18 protein-coding genes are annotated in these 16,219 nt (G+C 68.7%); 8 read left to right on the top strand and 10 right to left on the bottom strand.

Annotated features, from left to right (window positions below; all coding sequences use genetic code 11):
• Positions 1-74 precede the first annotated feature (74 nt).
• Both ACQBAU_RS09685 and ACQBAU_RS09690 read left to right on the top strand, forming a co-directional pair.
• Positions 75-1,541 (top strand): hypothetical protein, encoded by a 1,467-nt coding sequence (locus tag ACQBAU_RS09685; RefSeq protein WP_465257010.1) that lies wholly within the window; start codon positions 75-77, stop codon positions 1,539-1,541.
• A 96-nt stretch (positions 1,542-1,637) separates the two neighbouring features.
• The gene (locus ACQBAU_RS09690; protein ID WP_434551276.1) at positions 1,638-1,829 is read left to right on the top strand and encodes a hypothetical protein; all 192 of its coding nucleotides are present in this window, start codon (positions 1,638-1,640) and stop codon (positions 1,827-1,829) included.
• A gap of 87 nt (positions 1,830-1,916) precedes the next feature.
• On the opposite strand, the gene ACQBAU_RS09695 is transcribed toward ACQBAU_RS09690, so the two are convergent.
• Together ACQBAU_RS09695 and ACQBAU_RS09700 are read right to left on the bottom strand one after the other, a co-directional pair.
• Positions 1,917-2,324 (bottom strand): VOC family protein, encoded by a 408-nt coding sequence (locus ACQBAU_RS09695; protein WP_465257011.1) that lies wholly within the window; start codon positions 2,322-2,324, stop codon positions 1,917-1,919.
• Positions 2,325-2,343: 19 nt separating this feature from the next.
• Complete coding sequence (locus ACQBAU_RS09700) at positions 2,344-3,147, bottom strand: AraC family transcriptional regulator (RefSeq protein ID WP_465257012.1); 804 nt, start codon at positions 3,145-3,147, stop codon at positions 2,344-2,346.
• Positions 3,148-3,289: 142 nt separating this feature from the next.
• Between ACQBAU_RS09700 and ACQBAU_RS09705 the strand changes: the two genes are divergently transcribed.
• On the top strand, positions 3,290-4,426 hold the full coding sequence (locus ACQBAU_RS09705; RefSeq protein WP_465257013.1) for a GNAT family N-acetyltransferase: 1,137 nt from the start codon (positions 3,290-3,292) through the stop codon (positions 4,424-4,426).
• Between the two features lie 58 nt (positions 4,427-4,484).
• Here ACQBAU_RS09705 and ACQBAU_RS09710 read toward each other — a convergent pair whose 3' ends face one another.
• On the bottom strand, positions 4,485-4,676 hold the full coding sequence (locus ACQBAU_RS09710) for a hypothetical protein (protein WP_465257014.1): 192 nt from the start codon (positions 4,674-4,676) through the stop codon (positions 4,485-4,487).
• Between the two features lie 208 nt (positions 4,677-4,884).
• Here ACQBAU_RS09710 and ACQBAU_RS09715 point away from each other — a divergent pair, with 208 nt between their 5' ends.
• Genes ACQBAU_RS09715 through ACQBAU_RS09725 form a run of 3 tightly spaced genes read left to right on the top strand, consistent with a single transcriptional unit; the run spans position 4,885 to position 8,184 of the window.
• A complete protein-coding gene (locus ACQBAU_RS09715; protein ID WP_434551271.1) occupies positions 4,885-5,328 on the top strand; it encodes a helix-turn-helix transcriptional regulator in 444 nt (147 codons plus the stop codon).
• Positions 5,329-5,338: 10 nt separating this feature from the next.
• The gene (locus ACQBAU_RS09720) at positions 5,339-5,749 is read left to right on the top strand and encodes a VOC family protein (RefSeq protein WP_465257015.1); all 411 of its coding nucleotides are present in this window, start codon (positions 5,339-5,341) and stop codon (positions 5,747-5,749) included.
• Between the two features lie 44 nt (positions 5,750-5,793).
• A complete protein-coding gene (locus ACQBAU_RS09725; RefSeq protein WP_465257016.1) occupies positions 5,794-8,184 on the top strand; it encodes an ATP-binding cassette domain-containing protein in 2,391 nt (796 codons plus the stop codon).
• Positions 8,185-8,203: 19 nt separating this feature from the next.
• Here ACQBAU_RS09725 and ACQBAU_RS09730 read toward each other — a convergent pair whose 3' ends face one another.
• From ACQBAU_RS09730 to ACQBAU_RS09750, 5 genes are all read right to left on the bottom strand, one after another.
• Complete coding sequence (locus ACQBAU_RS09730) at positions 8,204-8,824, bottom strand: HAD-IA family hydrolase (RefSeq protein ID WP_465257017.1); 621 nt, start codon at positions 8,822-8,824, stop codon at positions 8,204-8,206.
• A gap of 40 nt (positions 8,825-8,864) precedes the next feature.
• Positions 8,865-9,200: a hypothetical protein gene (locus tag ACQBAU_RS09735; protein ID WP_465257018.1), complete on the bottom strand. Its 336-nt coding sequence runs from the start codon at positions 9,198-9,200 to the stop codon at positions 8,865-8,867.
• A gap of 52 nt (positions 9,201-9,252) precedes the next feature.
• Positions 9,253-9,729 carry a hypothetical protein gene (locus ACQBAU_RS09740; protein WP_434551266.1) on the bottom strand — a complete coding sequence of 159 codons (477 nt, stop codon included), beginning with the start codon at positions 9,727-9,729 and terminating at the stop codon, positions 9,253-9,255.
• 103 nt (positions 9,730-9,832) lie between these two features.
• Positions 9,833-10,519 carry a DUF6320 domain-containing protein gene (locus ACQBAU_RS09745; protein ID WP_465257019.1) on the bottom strand — a complete coding sequence of 229 codons (687 nt, stop codon included), beginning with the start codon at positions 10,517-10,519 and terminating at the stop codon, positions 9,833-9,835.
• Positions 10,516-12,006: an alcohol acetyltransferase gene (locus ACQBAU_RS09750; protein ID WP_465257020.1), complete on the bottom strand. Its 1,491-nt coding sequence runs from the start codon at positions 12,004-12,006 to the stop codon at positions 10,516-10,518. Before ACQBAU_RS09750 ends, ACQBAU_RS09745 begins: the two co-directional genes overlap by 4 nt.
• A 74-nt stretch (positions 12,007-12,080) precedes the next feature.
• Here ACQBAU_RS09750 and ACQBAU_RS09755 point away from each other — a divergent pair, with 74 nt between their 5' ends.
• Entirely contained in the window at positions 12,081-12,842 is a 762-nt protein-coding gene (locus tag ACQBAU_RS09755) for a class I SAM-dependent DNA methyltransferase (protein ID WP_465257021.1), read from the top strand.
• Here ACQBAU_RS09755 and ACQBAU_RS09760 read toward each other — a convergent pair whose 3' ends face one another.
• Positions 12,843-13,286, bottom strand: coding sequence for a GNAT family N-acetyltransferase (locus ACQBAU_RS09760; protein WP_465257022.1), 444 nt, complete (start codon positions 13,284-13,286; stop codon positions 12,843-12,845).
• Positions 13,287-13,758: 472 nt separating this feature from the next.
• On the opposite strand from ACQBAU_RS09760, the gene ACQBAU_RS09765 reads away from it, so the two are divergent.
• On the top strand, positions 13,759-15,282 hold the full coding sequence (locus ACQBAU_RS09765; protein WP_465257023.1) for an HNH endonuclease signature motif containing protein: 1,524 nt from the start codon (positions 13,759-13,761) through the stop codon (positions 15,280-15,282).
• Between the two features lie 145 nt (positions 15,283-15,427).
• Here the strand turns inward: ACQBAU_RS09765 and ACQBAU_RS09770 are convergent, their stop codons facing one another.
• The gene (locus ACQBAU_RS09770) at positions 15,428-16,045 is read right to left on the bottom strand and encodes a PepSY domain-containing protein (protein WP_434548957.1); all 618 of its coding nucleotides are present in this window, start codon (positions 16,043-16,045) and stop codon (positions 15,428-15,430) included.
• Between the last annotated feature and the right edge of the window lie 174 nt (positions 16,046-16,219).

Raw genomic sequence — 16,219 nt, forward strand, 5'->3', positions numbered from 1 at the left:
CCTTCGGATGACACCATGGGAAACGGCATGTCGATGCGCACCGCAGGCCCCGCCCATCAAGCAAGGAGAACACCGTGAGCAATCCGTACCAGGGCAACCCGGGCCAGTCGGGCGGGCAGTCACCGTACGGCCAGCAACCCCAGGGTGGCCAGGGTGGCTGGCAGCCGCAGGCACCGCAGGGTGGTCAACAGCAGGGTGGGTACGGCCAGTCCGCGGGTTCGCAGCCGAGTGCGCCGCAGTACGGACAGGGCCAGCAGCCGTCGTTCGGCCAGTCCGCGGGTTCGCAGCCGAGTGCACCGCAGTACGGACAGGGCCAGCAGCCGTCGTCCGGCCAGTCGGCCGGCTCGCAGCCGAGCGCCCCGCAGTACGGGGGTTCGCAGCCGCCGCCGGCGCCGGGTGCCGGACAGGGGCAGTGGGGTGCCGCACCGACGCAGGTGATGCACAACCAGCCCGGTGCGGGCGGCCAACAAGGCGGGTACGACAACGGCGGCCAGTGGGGCGCGGGCAACCCGCCGCAGCAGCCGCCCAAGAAGAAGTCCCCGGTGGGCAAGATCGTGCTGTTCGCCGGCATCGGTGTGCTCGTGATCGCACTCGTGGTCGGTGGGGTGCTGTTCTACAACGAGCAGCAGCGCATCAAGGCCGAGGAGGCCGCGGCCGAGGCGGCCCGGATCGAGAACGAGCGGCAGATCACCACGGCCGGCGAGACCGTCACCGGCTTCCTGGAGTCGCTGAAGGCCGGCGACCTGAACGCCGCCCTGGCCTTCGCCGCGGAGAAGCCGGAGGGGCCCCTGCTGACCGAGGAGGTGTTCGCCGCGGCCGCCAAGGCTGCTCCGGTCGGCGACATCACCGCCGAGCCAGCCCAGGTCACCCAGGATCCGAATGGCGCCTACACGACGGCGACGGTGAAGGCCTCGTACACCGTTGACGGCAAGACCGTCGAGAAGGACTGGGAGCTCACGAAGAGCGGTGAGGACTGGAAGCTCGCGACGATCACCGCGCCCGTCACCTTCGGGTCGACCAACCTGAAGGTGCTGGTGAACGGCACCGAGATCACCACCGACAAGGCCGAGGCGCTGCCCGGCAAGTACACCGTCACCACCGACTCGGAGTACATGGCCTTCAAGAGCGGCTCGTTCACCGTGGTCGAGCCGGGCGCCGCCGTGTCGTGGCTGGCCGACGCCGCGCCGACGGAGAAGGCCACCACCGAGGGCGTGGCCGCGGTCAAGGAGTCGCTCAACAACTGCCTCAAGCAGAAGTCGCTGGCCCCGGCGAACTGCCCGTTCAAGTTCAACACCGCAGACGGTGTGAACGTCGATGCCAACAGCATCAAGTACACCCTCGAGGGTGACCCGTTCGCCAACGCGAAGCTGTCGGTCGCGGGGACCGTGGGCACGCTGCCGCTGACCATCCGCGTCGGTGTCACCGCCACCGGCACCCGGGGCAGCAGCAAGGTGACGCTGAAGGCGGATCCGCGGGACCGCAACGTGATCGCGCTGGTCAGCCTCGACGGGACCAAGAAGGTGCTCTGGCGGGCTGCCTGAGAGTGCCGTACGAGCTCGTCCTGCCGTACCGGCTCGCCCTCCCGTACGAGCTCACCCTGCCGAAGCTGCCGTCCGACCGAACGTCCAGGAGTTGACGTGAGCCCTGCGTGGGTGCCGGTGTTCGTCCTGCCGATCATCGGGCTCGGCCTGGTGATCCTGGGCATCCGCTTCATGAACGACCACCACCCGCAGGCGGCACTGCGCCGCATGCGGGGTGGGGTGTGCATTGTCATCGGCATCGTGCTGATGGTGGTGGCCGGGCTGATCGGCGCCTTCATGTCTGTGTAGACACGCATGTCCGTGCAGACACGCATGTCTGTGTGGACACGCATGTCCGTGTGGACACGCATGTCTGTGCAGGGCGTGGTCGGGCCGTCATTCCCCCGGGTACGAGTCGATGTTGAAGATGTTGCCCTCGGGATCGGTGACGGCGACCGAACGACCACCGTGATCAGGTTCGCTGATCTCGTCCAGTTGACGGCCGCCCGCCGACAGGGCGCGCGCCCGCGTGGCGTCCACCTCGGCGTCGGAGTCGACCACGATGTTGATGCAGGCGGTGCCCGGTCGAGGGCCGACGCCACCCTCGCGATCAGTGCCGAACATGATGCCGCCGTTGTCCCGCCACCTGAACTGGGCGTGGTGGATGAACGTGGGGTCGTCGGTGTCACGGACCACCATGCGTTCGGTGAAGCCAAGCGCCTCGACGAACGTGATCGCGGCCGCCGCATCGGCGTAGCGCAGGCAGGCATAGAGCTGTGGACGGGTTGGCTGGGTCTGTGTCATGCACCCATGGTGGCGCAGGTCAGGGGAGTGGTTCTTGTACGGATGGGAACTCACCCAGGGTTTCGCGCGGCGTCTGGCCGGCGAAGGCCCGCCAGTCCCGGTTGAGGTGGGCCTGGTCGGTGTAGCCCGTGGTGTGGGCGACGGTGGCCAGCGGCATCCCGTCAGTCGCCAGCTGGTGGGCCCGGTCGAACCGGGCCAGCAGGCTGAGCCGCTTCGGTGACAGGCCGAACTCGTCGATGAACCGGTTCCGGAGGTGTCGCCGCGACCAGCCCACGTCGTCGGCGATCCGATCGATCCGGTACGCCCCGTGGTGGGTGGTGATCATGGTCCAGACGGCGGAGAGTTCGGGGCTGCTGCTGGATCGTTCGGTGGCCGTCAGCCGGTGCAGCAGGTGCCGTTCCAACAGATCGAACCGGGACCCCCAGTCGACGTCGGCGAGTTGCCGGTGCAACGCGTCGTCGAACGCGGCGCCGACGTCGTCGTGCTGGGCGATGGTCCTGGCCAGCTGGCCGGCGGGCAGGCCGAGGATGCGCCGGGCACCGGTCGGGGTGAGCTGGAGCTGCATCCCGCACTGCACACCGTGGGTACGGATCAGCGCGGGTCGGTCGTGGATGCCGGCCACCATGGTCCAGTGTCGACGGGTGTCGGCCGTGTCGAGCCAGCCACAGTCCAGCGGCTCGGGGAACGACAGCACCACCGTCAGGCCGGTGGACGGCAGCCCGTGGTGGGTGGCATGCGGGTCGTCGAGGACGTAGTCGTACCCGACGCAGCTCGTCACGTACGGGCGGAGCGCCGAGTGCAGCGGTCTGCTGAAGGTCGGCATGGCGGTGAGTCTAGTCCGGCGGGGTGACCGCCACCGAGGCTCGGCCGGCCCACCCACCGACCGACTGTGCGGTGTGAGGACCACCCCACCGTGGCGACGCAACGGGCTGGACGGTCCGTGTCACGGCTGTGAGGATCGGGGGATGCAGCAACGCGTCAGCTTCGTGACCCTGGCCGTCGACGACCTCGATGCGGCCCGTCGGTTCTATCTGTCCGGGCTCGGCTGGACCGCCGCGCTTGACGTGCCGGGTGAGGTGATCATGATCCGGGTCGGTGAGCACCTGGTGCTGTCGCTGTGGGACGAGCGGGCCTTCGCCGCGGAGGTCAGGCCCGTCCGGCGGGGGACCGGCGTCGCCCCGATCACGCTGTCCCACAACGTGTCGACCAACGACGAGGTCGACGCCGTACTTGATCTTGCCCGGGCTGCCGGCGCCGGTGAGGTGGGCGTGGCGGAGCAGCGCGAGTGGGGCGGCTACAGCGGCTACTTCGCCGACCCGGCGGGCTTCCGGTGGGAGGTCGCGGTCAACCCGGGTCCGATCGGACAGGTCGTGCTGCCGGCCGACCGCCGCGAGGGCGTCCGGTTGAACGACCATGATCAACCGATCGGGCCGGCCGTCGACGACTGGGTTGCGCCGCCCCGCCCCACGGCGCCCGAGGTCAACGGTGGCTGGTGTCGCCTGGCACCGTTGTCGGCCGATCCGTCGGACGACGTCGTCGACCAGCTGGCCGCACGTCTGGCAGGACCGGGATCCGAACCCTTGTGGACCTACCTGCGCGAAGGACCGTTCCCCACGAGGGAGGAGTTCGCCACGTACGTACGGCAACGTGCGGCCGACCCGGGGTCCGAGACGGTGGTGATCATGGACGCCGCCGACGTCGCCTGCGGGCTGGCGAGCTACCTGCGCATCGACCCCGCGAACGGTTGCGTGGAGATCGGATCGATCGTGCTCGGGCCCGGACTGCAGCGGACGACCGCCGCCACCGAGGCGATGTCACTGCTCGCGGGTCACGCCTTCGACCTGGGCCACCGTCGGTACGAGTGGAAGTGCGACGCGCTGAACGCCCCGTCCCGCCGAGCCGCCGAACGCCTGGGGTTCACGTACGAGGGCACCTTCCGGCAGCACGTGGTGACCAAGGGGCGGCGCCGTGACACCGCCTGGTACGCGATGACCGTCGACGAGTGGCCTCGGATCGCCGCCGCGCACCGCCGATGGTTGGACCCGGCGAACTTCGAGGGCGGCACCCAACGCCGTACGCTCGCGGAGTTCCTCGCCTCCTGACACCAGCCGTTTGTCAGGAGGCACCCCGGCTGGGACCGAGCGCCGTGACCAGATGCGGTCAGGCGAGTTCGCCCAGCCGCCGATCCGCCTCCGGGATGCCACCACGCTGCATCGGCAGCCCTGCGTCGATGACCTGCTCACCGGGCAACACCGTCCGATGCCCCGCGTCGGGATCGGTGACGATGGTGGTCGCCAGACCCGAGCCCGCACGTCGGTCACCGGCCGGCCAGCAGACGCGCCCGCTGTTCATCGATCCTGCCGCTGGATCCAGCCAGCACGAGGGCCCCGACGCCGGTTGGCCGGTCAGGGAGCCACCGCACCCCGGCACCGTCGTCGAACACCTGTCGTTGCACGGTCCGACCCTGTCACAAGCCGGGGTGGCAGTCCGTGCCGCACCGCGCGCAGGGGAGTAGCGTTGCCGTCGCCGGTCCGGGTCGAACGAAGCGCAGGAGCACCACATGTCAACGACGTCGGCGCAGTCGCAGCGGCTGCGTGACCTTGCGGTGCTGCGCCGAATCCGGGACCGGATGGACCGGGAGTACACCGAACCGCTCAACGTCGAGGCGCTGGCCCGTGACGAGCACATGTCGGCCGGCCACCTGAGTCGGGAGTTCAAGGCCGCGTACGGGGAGTCGCCGTACAGCTACCTGATGACCCGGCGGATCGAACGGGCGATGGCGCTGCTGCGGCGTGGCGACCTGAGTGTCACCGAGGTGTGCTTCGCCGTCGGCTCCTCGTCCCTGGGCACCTTCAGCACCCGCTTCACCGAGCTGGTGGGCATACCGCCCAGCGTCTACCGCAAGCAGGCGGCGGACGGGTTGCCGGGGCTGCCGTCATGCGTGGTCAAACAGGTCACCAGACCGATCAGGAATCGAGAAGCACCACCGGCGAACCGTGACTAGCGTTGCGGTCATGGACATCACCATTCACTCAAGTTTCCTGCCCCACACCGATCCCGAGGCCTCGCTGGCCTTCTACCGTGACGCACTCGGCTTCGAGCTCCGGCTCGACGTCGGCCAGGGGGCCATGCGCTGGCTGACCGTCGGCCCCGTCGGACAGCCCGACACCGCCATCGTGCTGCACCCGCCGACCGTCGACCCGGGGCTCACCGAGGAGGAGAGCCGGACGATCACCGAGATGATGGCCAAGGGCACCTACGCCGGCATCAATCTGGCGGCGAAGGACCTGGACGGCATCTTCGAGCGGATCCAGGCCGCCGACGTCGAAGTCGTGCAGGAACCCACCGATCAGCCGTACGGTGTGAGGGACTGCGCGTTCCGTGACCCGGCGGGCAACATGGTCCGCATCCAACAGATCAACTGACCCGACGACACCCACGACGACGCCCCACCAGAGACGGAGACAGGATGAGCAAGGCTCGACCCGCGGCCACCCCCGGCACCACCCAGCACCCGGCGGACAGCCACGACACCATCACGGTGCACGGGGCACGGGAGAACAACCTGAAGGACATCAGCGTCGTGCTGCCGAAGCGGCGGCTGACCGTGTTCACGGGGGTGTCCGGGTCGGGCAAGAGCTCGCTCGTCTTCGACACGATCGCCGCCGAGTCGCAGCGCATGATCAACGAGACGTACAGCACCTTCGTCCAGGGCTTCATGCCGAACCTCGGCCGGCCCGAGGTGGACGTGTTGGAGGGCCTGACGACCGCGATCATCGTCGACCAGGAACGGATGGGCGCCAATCCACGCTCCACCGTCGGTACGGCGACGGATGCGAACGCGATGTTGCGGATCCTGTTCAGCCGCCTCGGCAAGCCGCACATCGGGTCGTCGCAGGCCTTCTCGTTCAACGTCGCCTCCATCAGCGGAGCCGGCGCGGTGACGCTGGAGAAGGGTGGCGAGACGTTCAAGGAGCGTCGGGAGTTCAGCATCACCGGCGGGATGTGCCCGCGATGCGAAGGCCGCGGATCGGTCACCGACTTCGACCTGACCGCCCTCTACGACGAGACGAAGTCGATCAACGAGGGTGCGATCCTCATCCCGGGCTACACCATGGACGGCTGGTACGGCCGGATCTTCCGGGGTTGTGGCTTCTTCGACCCGGACAAGCCGATCTCGAAGTTCACCAAACGGCAGCTGCACGACCTGCTCCACAAGGAGCCCACCCGGATCAAGGTCGAGGGCATAAACGTCACCTACGAAGGCCTCATCCCCAAGATCCAGAAATCCATGCTGGTCAAGGATCGGGAGGCGATGCAGCCGCACATCGGGCGGTTCGTCGACCGGGCGGTGACGTTCACCGAATGCCCCGACTGCGAGGGGACGCGGCTGAACGAGGGCGCCCGATCGTCCAAGATCAACGGCATCAGCATCGCCGACGCCTGCACGATGCAGATCAACGAACTGGCGACGTGGGTGCGAGAGATCGACGATCCGGCCGTGGGCCCGTTGGTGCAGAACCTCGGTGACACCCTCGACTCGTTCGTCGAGATCGGCCTGGGCTACCTGAGCCTTGATCGCCCCGCGGGCACGCTGTCCGGGGGTGAGGCACAACGGACCCGGATGATCAGACACCTCGGGTCGTCGTTGACCGACGTCACGTACGTGTTCGACGAACCGTCCATCGGGCTGCACCCGCACGACATCCAGCGGATGAACGCACTGCTGTTGCAGCTGCGGGACAAGGGCAACACGGTGCTCGTGGTGGAGCACAAGCCGGAGATGATCATGATCGCCGATCATGTCGTCGATCTCGGCCCCAAGGCCGGGGCGGCCGGCGGTGAGATCATGTACGAAGGCGACCTGGCCGGGCTGCGGGCCGGCGACACGATCACCGGACGTCACCTCGACGACCGGGCCCAGCTGAAGTCCGAGGTGCGAACGGCGAGCGGTGCGTTGGAGGTCCGCGGGGCCACCATGCACAACCTGCAGGACGTGGACGTCGACATCCCGCTCGGCGTGCTGGTGGTGCTGACGGGTGTGGCCGGATCCGGGAAGAGCTCCCTGATCACCAGCACCGTCGCCGGCCGCGACGAGGTGGTGACGGTGGACCAGACCGGCATCAAGGGTTCGCGGCGGAGCAACCCGGCCACCTACACCGGCCTGCTGGACCCGATCCGCAAGGCGTTCGCCAAGGCCAACGGGGTGAAGCCGGCACTGTTCAGCGCCAACTCCGAAGGGGCCTGTCCGACCTGCAAGGGCGCCGGGGTGATCTACACCGACCTGGCCATGATGGCGGGGGTGTCGACGACCTGTGAGGACTGTGAGGGCAGGCGGTTCCAGGCGTCGGTGCTCGAGTACGACTTCGGCGGCAAGAACATCAGTGAGGTGCTCGCACTCCCGGTCGACGAGGCGGTGGACTACTTCGCCACCGGCGAGGCGAAGGTCCCGGCCGCGCACAAGATCGTCCAGCGGATGGCCGACGTCGGACTCGGCTACCTCACCCTCGGCCAGCCACTGACCACGCTGTCGGGCGGGGAGCGGCAACGGCTGAAGTTGGCCACCCACCTGGGTGACAAGGGCGGGGTCTACGTGCTCGACGAACCGACCACCGGACTGCATCTGGCCGATGTGGAGCAACTGCTGGGGCTGCTGGACCGGCTGGTCGACTCGGGCAAGTCGGTGATCGTGATCGAACACCACCAGGCCGTGATGGCGCACGCCGACTGGATCATCGACCTGGGACCCGGTGCCGGCCACGACGGCGGCCGGATCGTGTTCCAGGGGACGCCGGCCGATCTGGTGGCACAGCAGTCCACGCTGACCGGCAAGCACCTGGCCGAGTACGTCGGCGGCTGACCGCCGACCGTACGCGCGATCACCGACGCAGGAGAGGGAGCAACTCCGACAGTGAGATGATCCGGTCGGCGCCGGCCGCATCGAGGGGGATCCCGGGTGTCTCCAACAGCACGGCCGGCACGTCGGCGGCCACGGCGGCACCCATGTCGCCGGTTCGGTCCCCGACGGCCAGACAGCTGGCGGGGGAGAGGGCGTGGCGTTCCAGCAGGTGGGTGATCATGGCCGGGTCCGGCTTGCGTGGGTACCCGTCGGGGGCACACACCAAGTCGTCCACCCGCAGACCGAGGGTGTCGAGCAGGACGGTCGCGCTGGCGCGGTCGCGATGGGTGGCGACCAGGTTGAGTCCGCCACCGGAGGTGACGACGTCGAGCACCTCGCGGGCTCCGGCCATCACCGGCGCGGGCTCGGTGCGCCACCGCTCCTTGAGTGAGTCGTACGCCGCGCGCAGGTCCTGCTCGGGAACGCCGTGGCGGCGTGACAGCTCGCGGATCGCATGCCCGCTGGAGATGCGAGTCAGCCGCGCCACTTCGGCAAGGCCGGCTTCGGTCACCGTACCCCGCGCCGTCAGGCAGAGCGTGCGGTCGACGTCGGGGTACGTGTCGAGCAGGGTCCCGCCGAGGTCCCAGATGAGGTGGGTCACGGGAGTCGGACCGGTGCAGCTCGGATGATCGCAGGTCGGGTCAACGTAGATTGACCTCCTCGGCCAACAGGACGCCGGCCTCGGTGCCGGCGGCAGCGGACTGCACCATCTCGTTGCGGACCGAGATCCCGCCGACCCGCTGTGAGCGCGTGCCGTCCGCACGGTGGACGTCGACCCACTCGTCGACCCGCAGGTCCTCGGCCAGCCGGCCGGTCACGACGACGCCACGCCCGGTGATCCGGAACACGTCCTCGACCTGCATGACGTCGCGACCACTGCGCCTGACGGCGGTGACACCGCGTTCCTCGTTGGCCGGCCTGCCCTTGGAGCGCTTGCCGTCGGACCCGCCGCCGAACAGTGTGCTGAAGAAACCCACGCGATTCAGTGTCGCATGCTGGGGCGAGCGGGTCGGACGAGGGACCCTCGGGTCACCGTTGTCGTGCCAGCCAAGCCCGGTGCGCTGTCACCAGTGCTTCGAACTCGGCCCGGTGGTCGGTGGCGCCGAGGAGGGTGAGTGGTGAGGTGGGGGACTGCCAGAGTGCCCGGACCTCGACGACCGAGTTGTCGCGAAGCTGTGCCAGGGCCGCCATCCGTTTGGCGCCCGGTGGCGGGGGCAGGAGTCGATGGACCCGGGCCCACCCGAGCGACTGCTCCGGCCCGAAGAACCCGCACCAGGTGAAGCCCTCCGCGTCGATCTGCAGTCTGGCCCGACGAGCCATCCAGACGATGAAGGCACCGCCACCGAGGGCCAGCGCGGCCGGGATGAGGAGCGCCAGGAAGCCGGGCGTCTCCATCACCACCGAGAGCACCACAGCGGTCACCAGGGCCCCGACGCCGATGACCATGACCATCGGTCCGACAACGAAGTTGACCTTGGCGCCGGAGCTTCGGATGACCTGTGACACGTGACCTCCACGGTTGGGGTGGACTGCGCCCCCACGGTAGCCGAGGTCGAGTCCGGGCTCGGTGCGCGTACGGCTGGCCGGTGGGGACCGGGGTGCGGGTTCGCTACAGGTGCAGGCGTTTCGCGAGCTCATGGCGTACGGGCGCACCGCGCGCAACCTGCAACACACCGAGCGCGGTGACCGTGATCACCCCGCAGACACCCGACGCCACCGGGTTGGTCACCCAGCCGAGTGCCAGGAAGACCATCGGCGCCAGCCCGAGCACGACCGTCAGGCCGGTGTAGAGGATGTGGTCGCCGAGCTCCAGCCGCATCACCCGTACGGTGATCAACAGCGCCAGGATCGAACAGGCACAGACGATCGGGATGGCGTACGTCAGGGACCAGCGGAGCCAGCCGGTGAGGTAGTCCCAGTAGACGCAGACGCCGCTGATCAGTACGACCAGGTAGACGGTGCCCTTGGCGACGTTGTGGCGCTTCCGGATCGCGGTGAGCACGACCAGCCACATGGCGCACACACCGAGCCAGACCGAGCGCAACACGCCGATGCCGTCCTCGTCGCGGGTGAAGAGCAGTTGCGCCAGGAACGAGGCGATGATCACCCCGAGTGAGCTGAGGAAGAGGGCCCGCAGCACCCGACGACGCGAGAAGCGCAACGGGACGGCAGGCATCGGCCCGGGCACCGCCTCGGTCCCGGTCACCGGCTCTTGGCCCGTCACCGGCCCCAGGCACAGGGGGCACGCGGTCCAGTCACCCTCGATGTCGACCTCGCATGCGGGGCAACGCCTCACGACGTCACCGCCGCCAACTCGTCCTCGGTGGCGCGGGCAGCCCCGACGGTCACCGCCACGCCCCGAGCGGTCAGCATGCGGGCGAACTCCTTGACGTGTTCGGTTTCGGCGAAGGGGGAGGTGAAGCTGATCGTCAACTGCCCGGCGTGTGAGATGGCGCAGAACTGCGGACGGGCCGCGGACACGTGGAACACCATCCGGCCGGTGTGCGCCCGCGCCGCCTCGGGCAGGGTGGCCCGGCCGAGGTTGGACACCGCGACGGTCAACCGCCGGTTGTACGCGCTGTTGATCATGCCCAGCAACAGGTCCTTGATCGGCCGGGGAACCACTCGCAGTGCCGGTGACTTCTCGAACTGGATGCGGCGGCGCAGCATCCGTTCCAGCGCCTGCGGTGTCACCTTCCGTCGGAACTCCGCCTCCAGGTGGCGGCAGATCGACGCAAGGTCGTCATTGGCCCCGGCTCCGTAGGTGTGGGTCACCCTGACCGCGGCGAAGAAGTTGCGCGCCGACGTGGAGGGGAAGAACTGGCGCAGGTTCACCGGTACCGACGCCGCGAGCGTACGGGACGTGCCCAGGTCTCCCGCGGACAGTCGAATCGCCTCGAAGAACAACCCGGTCAGGTAGATCGTCATCGAGACCTGCTCGGCGCGGGCCAAGGCGAGCACGTCCTTCGCCGGCATGGTGAGTTCGAGGGCACGGGTGCGGTTGTCGGGTGTCCGCGTTCCCCTGACGCGGTGCACGCCGACGGCAGGACGGAGCAGTCGCCCGACCTGCCACCGCGGTGGGGGTGCCGGCGGCAGGTCCGACTCCAGCTCGACGGCGGCCGCTTCACCGAACTCGGTCTCCGTCCCCGACGCCGGTCTGCGGCGGAAGTAGTGGGCGAAGCTGTCACCGATCAGGCCGCGGGCCGGGGTTCCCGCCTGGTCTCCGTCGTCGGTGTGGGCGGTGTGGGTGGTGTCGACGCCATGATCAACTGCGGTCGGCGCCGGCTGGGGCGGCTCGTACAACTCCGGGTGCTGCAGCCGTACGTAGGCGTCGACCAGGTCGGACAGGAACCACAACGCCCCGGTACCGTCCGACAGCGCGTGGAACACCTCGAGGTTGATCCGTCGTCGGTGGTGACTGACTCGGAACAACAGGTTGCGGCGATTCGGCCGGTAGATGGCCCAGCAGGTCGGTAGGTCCTCCTCGGTCGCCTCCGGCCGCAGGTCACTGTCCTGCAGGTAGTACCAGAAGACCCCGGCTCGCAGGACCGCCCGATAGAGCGGGTACCGCTCGTGGGTCAGGTCCAAGGCGTCCTGCAGTACGTCGGGATCCACCTCATGATCGAGTTCGGCAGCCAGTCGGAACACCTTGGGGTCGCTCGCGCTCCGCGCCGCGAGGAAGATGTTCGAGGCGTTGTCGAGCTTCACCCAGGCGTGCCGGGTCACCGGGCTGGCTCGCGGGACGCCGGGTGGAGCATGGTGCCCAGCGTAGGTGTTGGGCACCAAGCCGCGATGCGCCGTGGCGGCGGTCACCGAGGTGGGGCCGGGTCGGCACCTCCGCACGTACAGTCGTCGGTGTGCGGGAACCAGACCGAGCCTTCGCCGATCCGAGGCTTGCCCTGCTGTACGACGACCTCGAGTCCGATCGTTCGGACCTGTCGGCGTACGTTGCGCTTGCGGCCGAACTCGAGGCCCGAACGGTGATCGACATCGGCTGCGGTACCGGGTCGCTCGCCGTGCTGCTCGCGGCTCAAGGACTCGACGTCGTCGGAGTGGACCCCACACTCGCGTCGTTGGAGGTCGCGCGTCGAAAGCCACATGCCGATCAGGTGAACTGGATCGCCGGCGACGCCACGAGTTTGCTCGGTCGTGGGCTGCAGTCCGACCTCGCGGTGATGACCGGCAACGTGGCGCAGGTGTTCGTCACCGATGACGACTGGAACGCCACGCTTGCCGCGGTGAGGGCCTCGCTGCGGCCCGGTGGTTGGTTCGTCTTCGAGACTCGGCGCCCCGATGCGCGCGCGTGGGAAGGTTGGGGTTGGACTGATCAGGACGTCGCCCTCCCGGACGGTCGGACCGCCCGGCTGTCGATGACCGTGACCGAGGTTGCCTTGCCCCTGGTGAGCTTCGAGGCCGTCACGGTCGTTGCCGGACAAGAGCTGCCGTCGTCCTCGACGTTGCGTTTCCGGGAGCGAACAGAGGTTGAGGACGACCTGGCCCGCCACGGCTTCCAGGTGATGGAGGTACGTGATGCCCCGGACCGACCGGGTCAGGAGCACGTGTTCCTCGCGCGACGCACTGCCTCCGAGGAGGCTCAGCAGGCTGGCCCTCCGAAGTGATCACTTCCGGGTCAGTCGGAACAGGTCACGAGGAGACCCGTCCGGGGCCGGACTCGTCGGCCCCAGGCACACGAAGCCGTGTCGTTCGTACAGTCGTCGCGCCGCTCGGCCGTCGGGTTCGGCCGCGGTGAAGGTGACCACGTCTACCGTGCCCCTCGGCCACTGCTCCAGGGCCGTCCCCACCAGCGCCGTGCCGCTTCCCTCGTTGCGACACTGTGGCAGGACGCCCAGCCATCTGATCTGGTGAGGCACATCGGGTCGGCTCAGGAGCATTCCACCCGTGAACCGGCCTGCCGTCACCGTGACCCACGCCGTACCCCGTCGAATGCCTCGCTCGATGGCCTCGGAGAACAGGGGCATCGGGCCGAACAGCGGCTCCAGGGTCTCCGCCAGCGCCAGCCATGGTTCGATGTGGGCCTCGGTCGCGGGAACGGCAGTGACCATGGGGTGATCGTACGGTGGCGCGACGGTTCAGCCTCACGGAAATGTTGCGGCCTGGCCGGCGCCACAGTGACCAAGACCGTTGTCGTGGCACAGCCGGAGGTGCTGCGACACTGGGCCATGGGCATTCAGCTGCGACTTCGCAGGCACGCCTACTGGCTGAGGGCGGTCTGGGGCAACAGCAGGCCCGTCCAGTGGTTCCGCCGGAACCGACGTCGGGGCCCCGGACGTCACGGGTAGCCGGTCAGACGCGCTGACGAGGGGTTCGGCGCATCTTGGGCGTGCCGGTGGGCGCACTCGGATCCCTTGTCAGGGTCGGCGAAAGCCGGTGTCAGTGGTGGGTGGGAGAATGGGACGGGCAGGTGCGGGTTGGGTGGTCGGATCGGCTGGGATCTGTTGCCTGTAAGGAAAACTCGTCGAAAAAGTTGCCCCCTGACCTCTTGATCGAACAGGTGTACGAATCTAGAATTGGGGTATGAGCAACGACGCCCCCCACCGGCCCGACGGCAGCGGCCCCGACCCGCTGGAGCCACCCCAGCCGGCACCGGACGCACTCGGTCCGGACGCACTCGGTCCGGACGCACTCGGTCCGGACGCACTCGGTCCGGACGGTCCCGCTGACCGCGACACCCCGCACCGCGACGTGACAGCCGGCACCGCAGCCGACCCGACTGCGGGGCTGCCTGCCGACACCGATGACGGTGTGTCGGGGCCGGTGGCGGCGTTGGCGGTGTTCGAGGCCGGGCTGGTCGGGCTGCTCGGCCTGGCGGAGGCCGCGTGGACGGGGCTGGCCGCTGATGAGCTGTTGGGGGTGATCAAGGGGTTCGAATCGATCCGGAACCGGATGGTCCAGATCGACCATCAGCTCGTCCACGCCAGCACCATCACCCGGTTGGCGGACCGGCAGGCGTTCGCCACGACCACCCAGCTCCTCGCCGGGACCGTGTTGGTCCGCACCGCTGAGGCCGCCGGTCGGGTCGCCACCACCCGAGAACTCCGCCCGAGCGTGTCGATGACTGGGGAGCCGGTCGAGCCGCGTCGGCCGTATCTGGCCGCGGCGGTCGCGACCGGCCGGGTCACCCCCACCCACACCCAGATCGCGTTACGCGCCCTCGGCAAGATCGGCAAGGTCGCCCACACCACCGCCGAACAGGTCGAGCAGGCCGAACAAGATTTGGCCAGCCACGCACCGGTGCTGACCCCACGACAGTTCCAGGTGTTCGCCGACAAACTCGTCGACGTGATCGACCCCGACGGGGTCCTGCCCGACGACCGGGACCACGAAGGCCGCCGCGGCCTGAACTGGTGGGAAACCCGCGACGGGTCGTGGCGGATCGAGGGCCGGATCACCCCCGCCCTGGCACAGAAACTGAATGCCGTGTTCGACCCACTCACGCTGCCCCAGGACGGGCCCGACGGCCCCGACGTCCGCGACCAGCCCCAACGGACCCACGACGCACTCGAGATGCTGCTCGACCGGATCCTCCGCGGTCCCGGGCTGCCCGAGTTCGGTGGCACCCCGACCACGGTGTTCGTCACGATCAACTACCAAGACCTGCTCGACGAAACCGGCCACGGCACCTTCACCGACGGCACCCCCATCGCCACCAACACCCTGCTCAAGATGGCCGCCCAGGCCGACATCCTGCCCGTCGTCCTCACCAGCGAAGGCCAAGTGCTGCACCTGGGCCGGTCGCAGCGGATCGCGTCGAAACACCTCACCCATGCCCTGTATGCCCGGGACAAGGGCTGCTCGTTCCCCGGCTGCCACGTCACCCCACCCTGGTGCGAACGACACCACATCCAACCCTGGCACCGCGGCGGCCCGACCAGTCTGGACAACATGACCCTGCTGTGTCGCTACCACCACCACAACTTCGAACGCCTCGCCTGGACCTGCCACCTCAACAACGACGGCATCCCCGAATGGACCCCACCCGCCTACATCGACCCCACCCAAACCCCGATCACCAACACCCGCATCCGCCACGCCGCCTGACCCGACACGCCGCCTGACCCGACACGCCGACCGCCGGCCAGCACCCTGACCCGGCCGGCGGCCATCACCCCGACCGGCACGGCCGGCCATCACCCCGACACCCCACGTGTCGGGGCGGTCGGCATGCCCAGACGCGCCAGTGACGTCAGTTGTCGCCCTCGGTTACCTCACCGGTCTTCGCGTCGACGTACAGCTCCACGTCGTCCTCGCCCTGTTCATTGTCGAGCTCGACCTCCCAGCGTAGGGTGCCGTCGTCGTCCTCCAGGCTGATGCTGTCGATGGTGCTGCCGGTGCGTCCCTCGAGGGCAGCTCGTGCGGCCTGCTCGGCCGTGATCGTGGCCTCCTTGGCCTTCCGGATGTCGTCATCGTCGTCATCGTCGTCATCGTCCTCGCGGACCTGGCCGTCCGCCGTGACGTCGAAGTCGCGGATCTCATTGCCCACCACGGCCTCGACCTCGAACATGGTGTCGTCGTCGTCGCGATCGATCTCCACGATGATGGCGCCCGAGTGTTGGGCGAGCACCGCCTGAATGGCGGCGAAGACGGGGTCGCTGGAGGCGGCCGCCGAGGACGAGGAGGCACCGGGGGAGGGCGCACCGGACGACGCAGGCGGAGCGCTCGACGACGGCTCGGCCGGGGCCGAGCTGCTGGCCGGCGGGTTCTCCGTGTTGGGTGCCGCCGGCTCGTTGCCGGCGCAGCCCGTCAGCAGTGCTGCAGCCAGGAGGCCAGCACCCGCAAGTCGTAGGTGCTTCGTTCGGTCCACAAGGAAATTCTGGTTCTTGGTCACCACTCAAAGCTCCCAGACATTGCCGAAGGGACAAGGGAATCGACGGTCACGGTTCGATGAGAAGAATGTCACGGTTCGATGAGAGAGGCCCAGAAATCCGTACGTATTAGCTCGACTTCGTGGCCACCCAATGCAGCGTGGTCACCCAAT

The sequence above is a fragment of the Carbonicoccus niuqiaonis genome (assembly GCF_050157065.1).
Classification (GTDB): domain Bacteria; phylum Actinomycetota; class Actinomycetes; order Propionibacteriales; family Propionibacteriaceae; genus Avipropionibacterium.

Excerpts from the sequence above, each read along its gene's own strand:
- ACQBAU_RS09695 (WP_465257011.1), bottom strand. The coding sequence starts at position 2,324 with ATGACACAGACCCAGCCAACCCGTCCACAGCTCTATGCCTGCCTGCGC.
- ACQBAU_RS09700 (WP_465257012.1), bottom strand. The coding sequence starts at position 3,147 with ATGCCGACCTTCAGCAGACCGCTGCACTCGGCGCTCCGCCCGTACGTG.
- ACQBAU_RS09705 (WP_465257013.1), top strand. The coding sequence starts at position 3,290 with ATGCAGCAACGCGTCAGCTTCGTGACCCTGGCCGTCGACGACCTCGAT.
- ACQBAU_RS09710 (WP_465257014.1), bottom strand. The coding sequence starts at position 4,676 with ATGAACAGCGGGCGCGTCTGCTGGCCGGCCGGTGACCGACGTGCGGGC.
- ACQBAU_RS09715 (WP_434551271.1), top strand. The coding sequence starts at position 4,885 with ATGTCAACGACGTCGGCGCAGTCGCAGCGGCTGCGTGACCTTGCGGTG.
- ACQBAU_RS09720 (WP_465257015.1), top strand. The coding sequence starts at position 5,339 with ATGGACATCACCATTCACTCAAGTTTCCTGCCCCACACCGATCCCGAG.
- ACQBAU_RS09725 (WP_465257016.1), top strand. The coding sequence starts at position 5,794 with ATGAGCAAGGCTCGACCCGCGGCCACCCCCGGCACCACCCAGCACCCG.
- ACQBAU_RS09760 (WP_465257022.1), bottom strand. The coding sequence starts at position 13,286 with ATGGTCACTGCCGTTCCCGCGACCGAGGCCCACATCGAACCATGGCTG.
- ACQBAU_RS09765 (WP_465257023.1), top strand. The coding sequence starts at position 13,759 with ATGAGCAACGACGCCCCCCACCGGCCCGACGGCAGCGGCCCCGACCCG.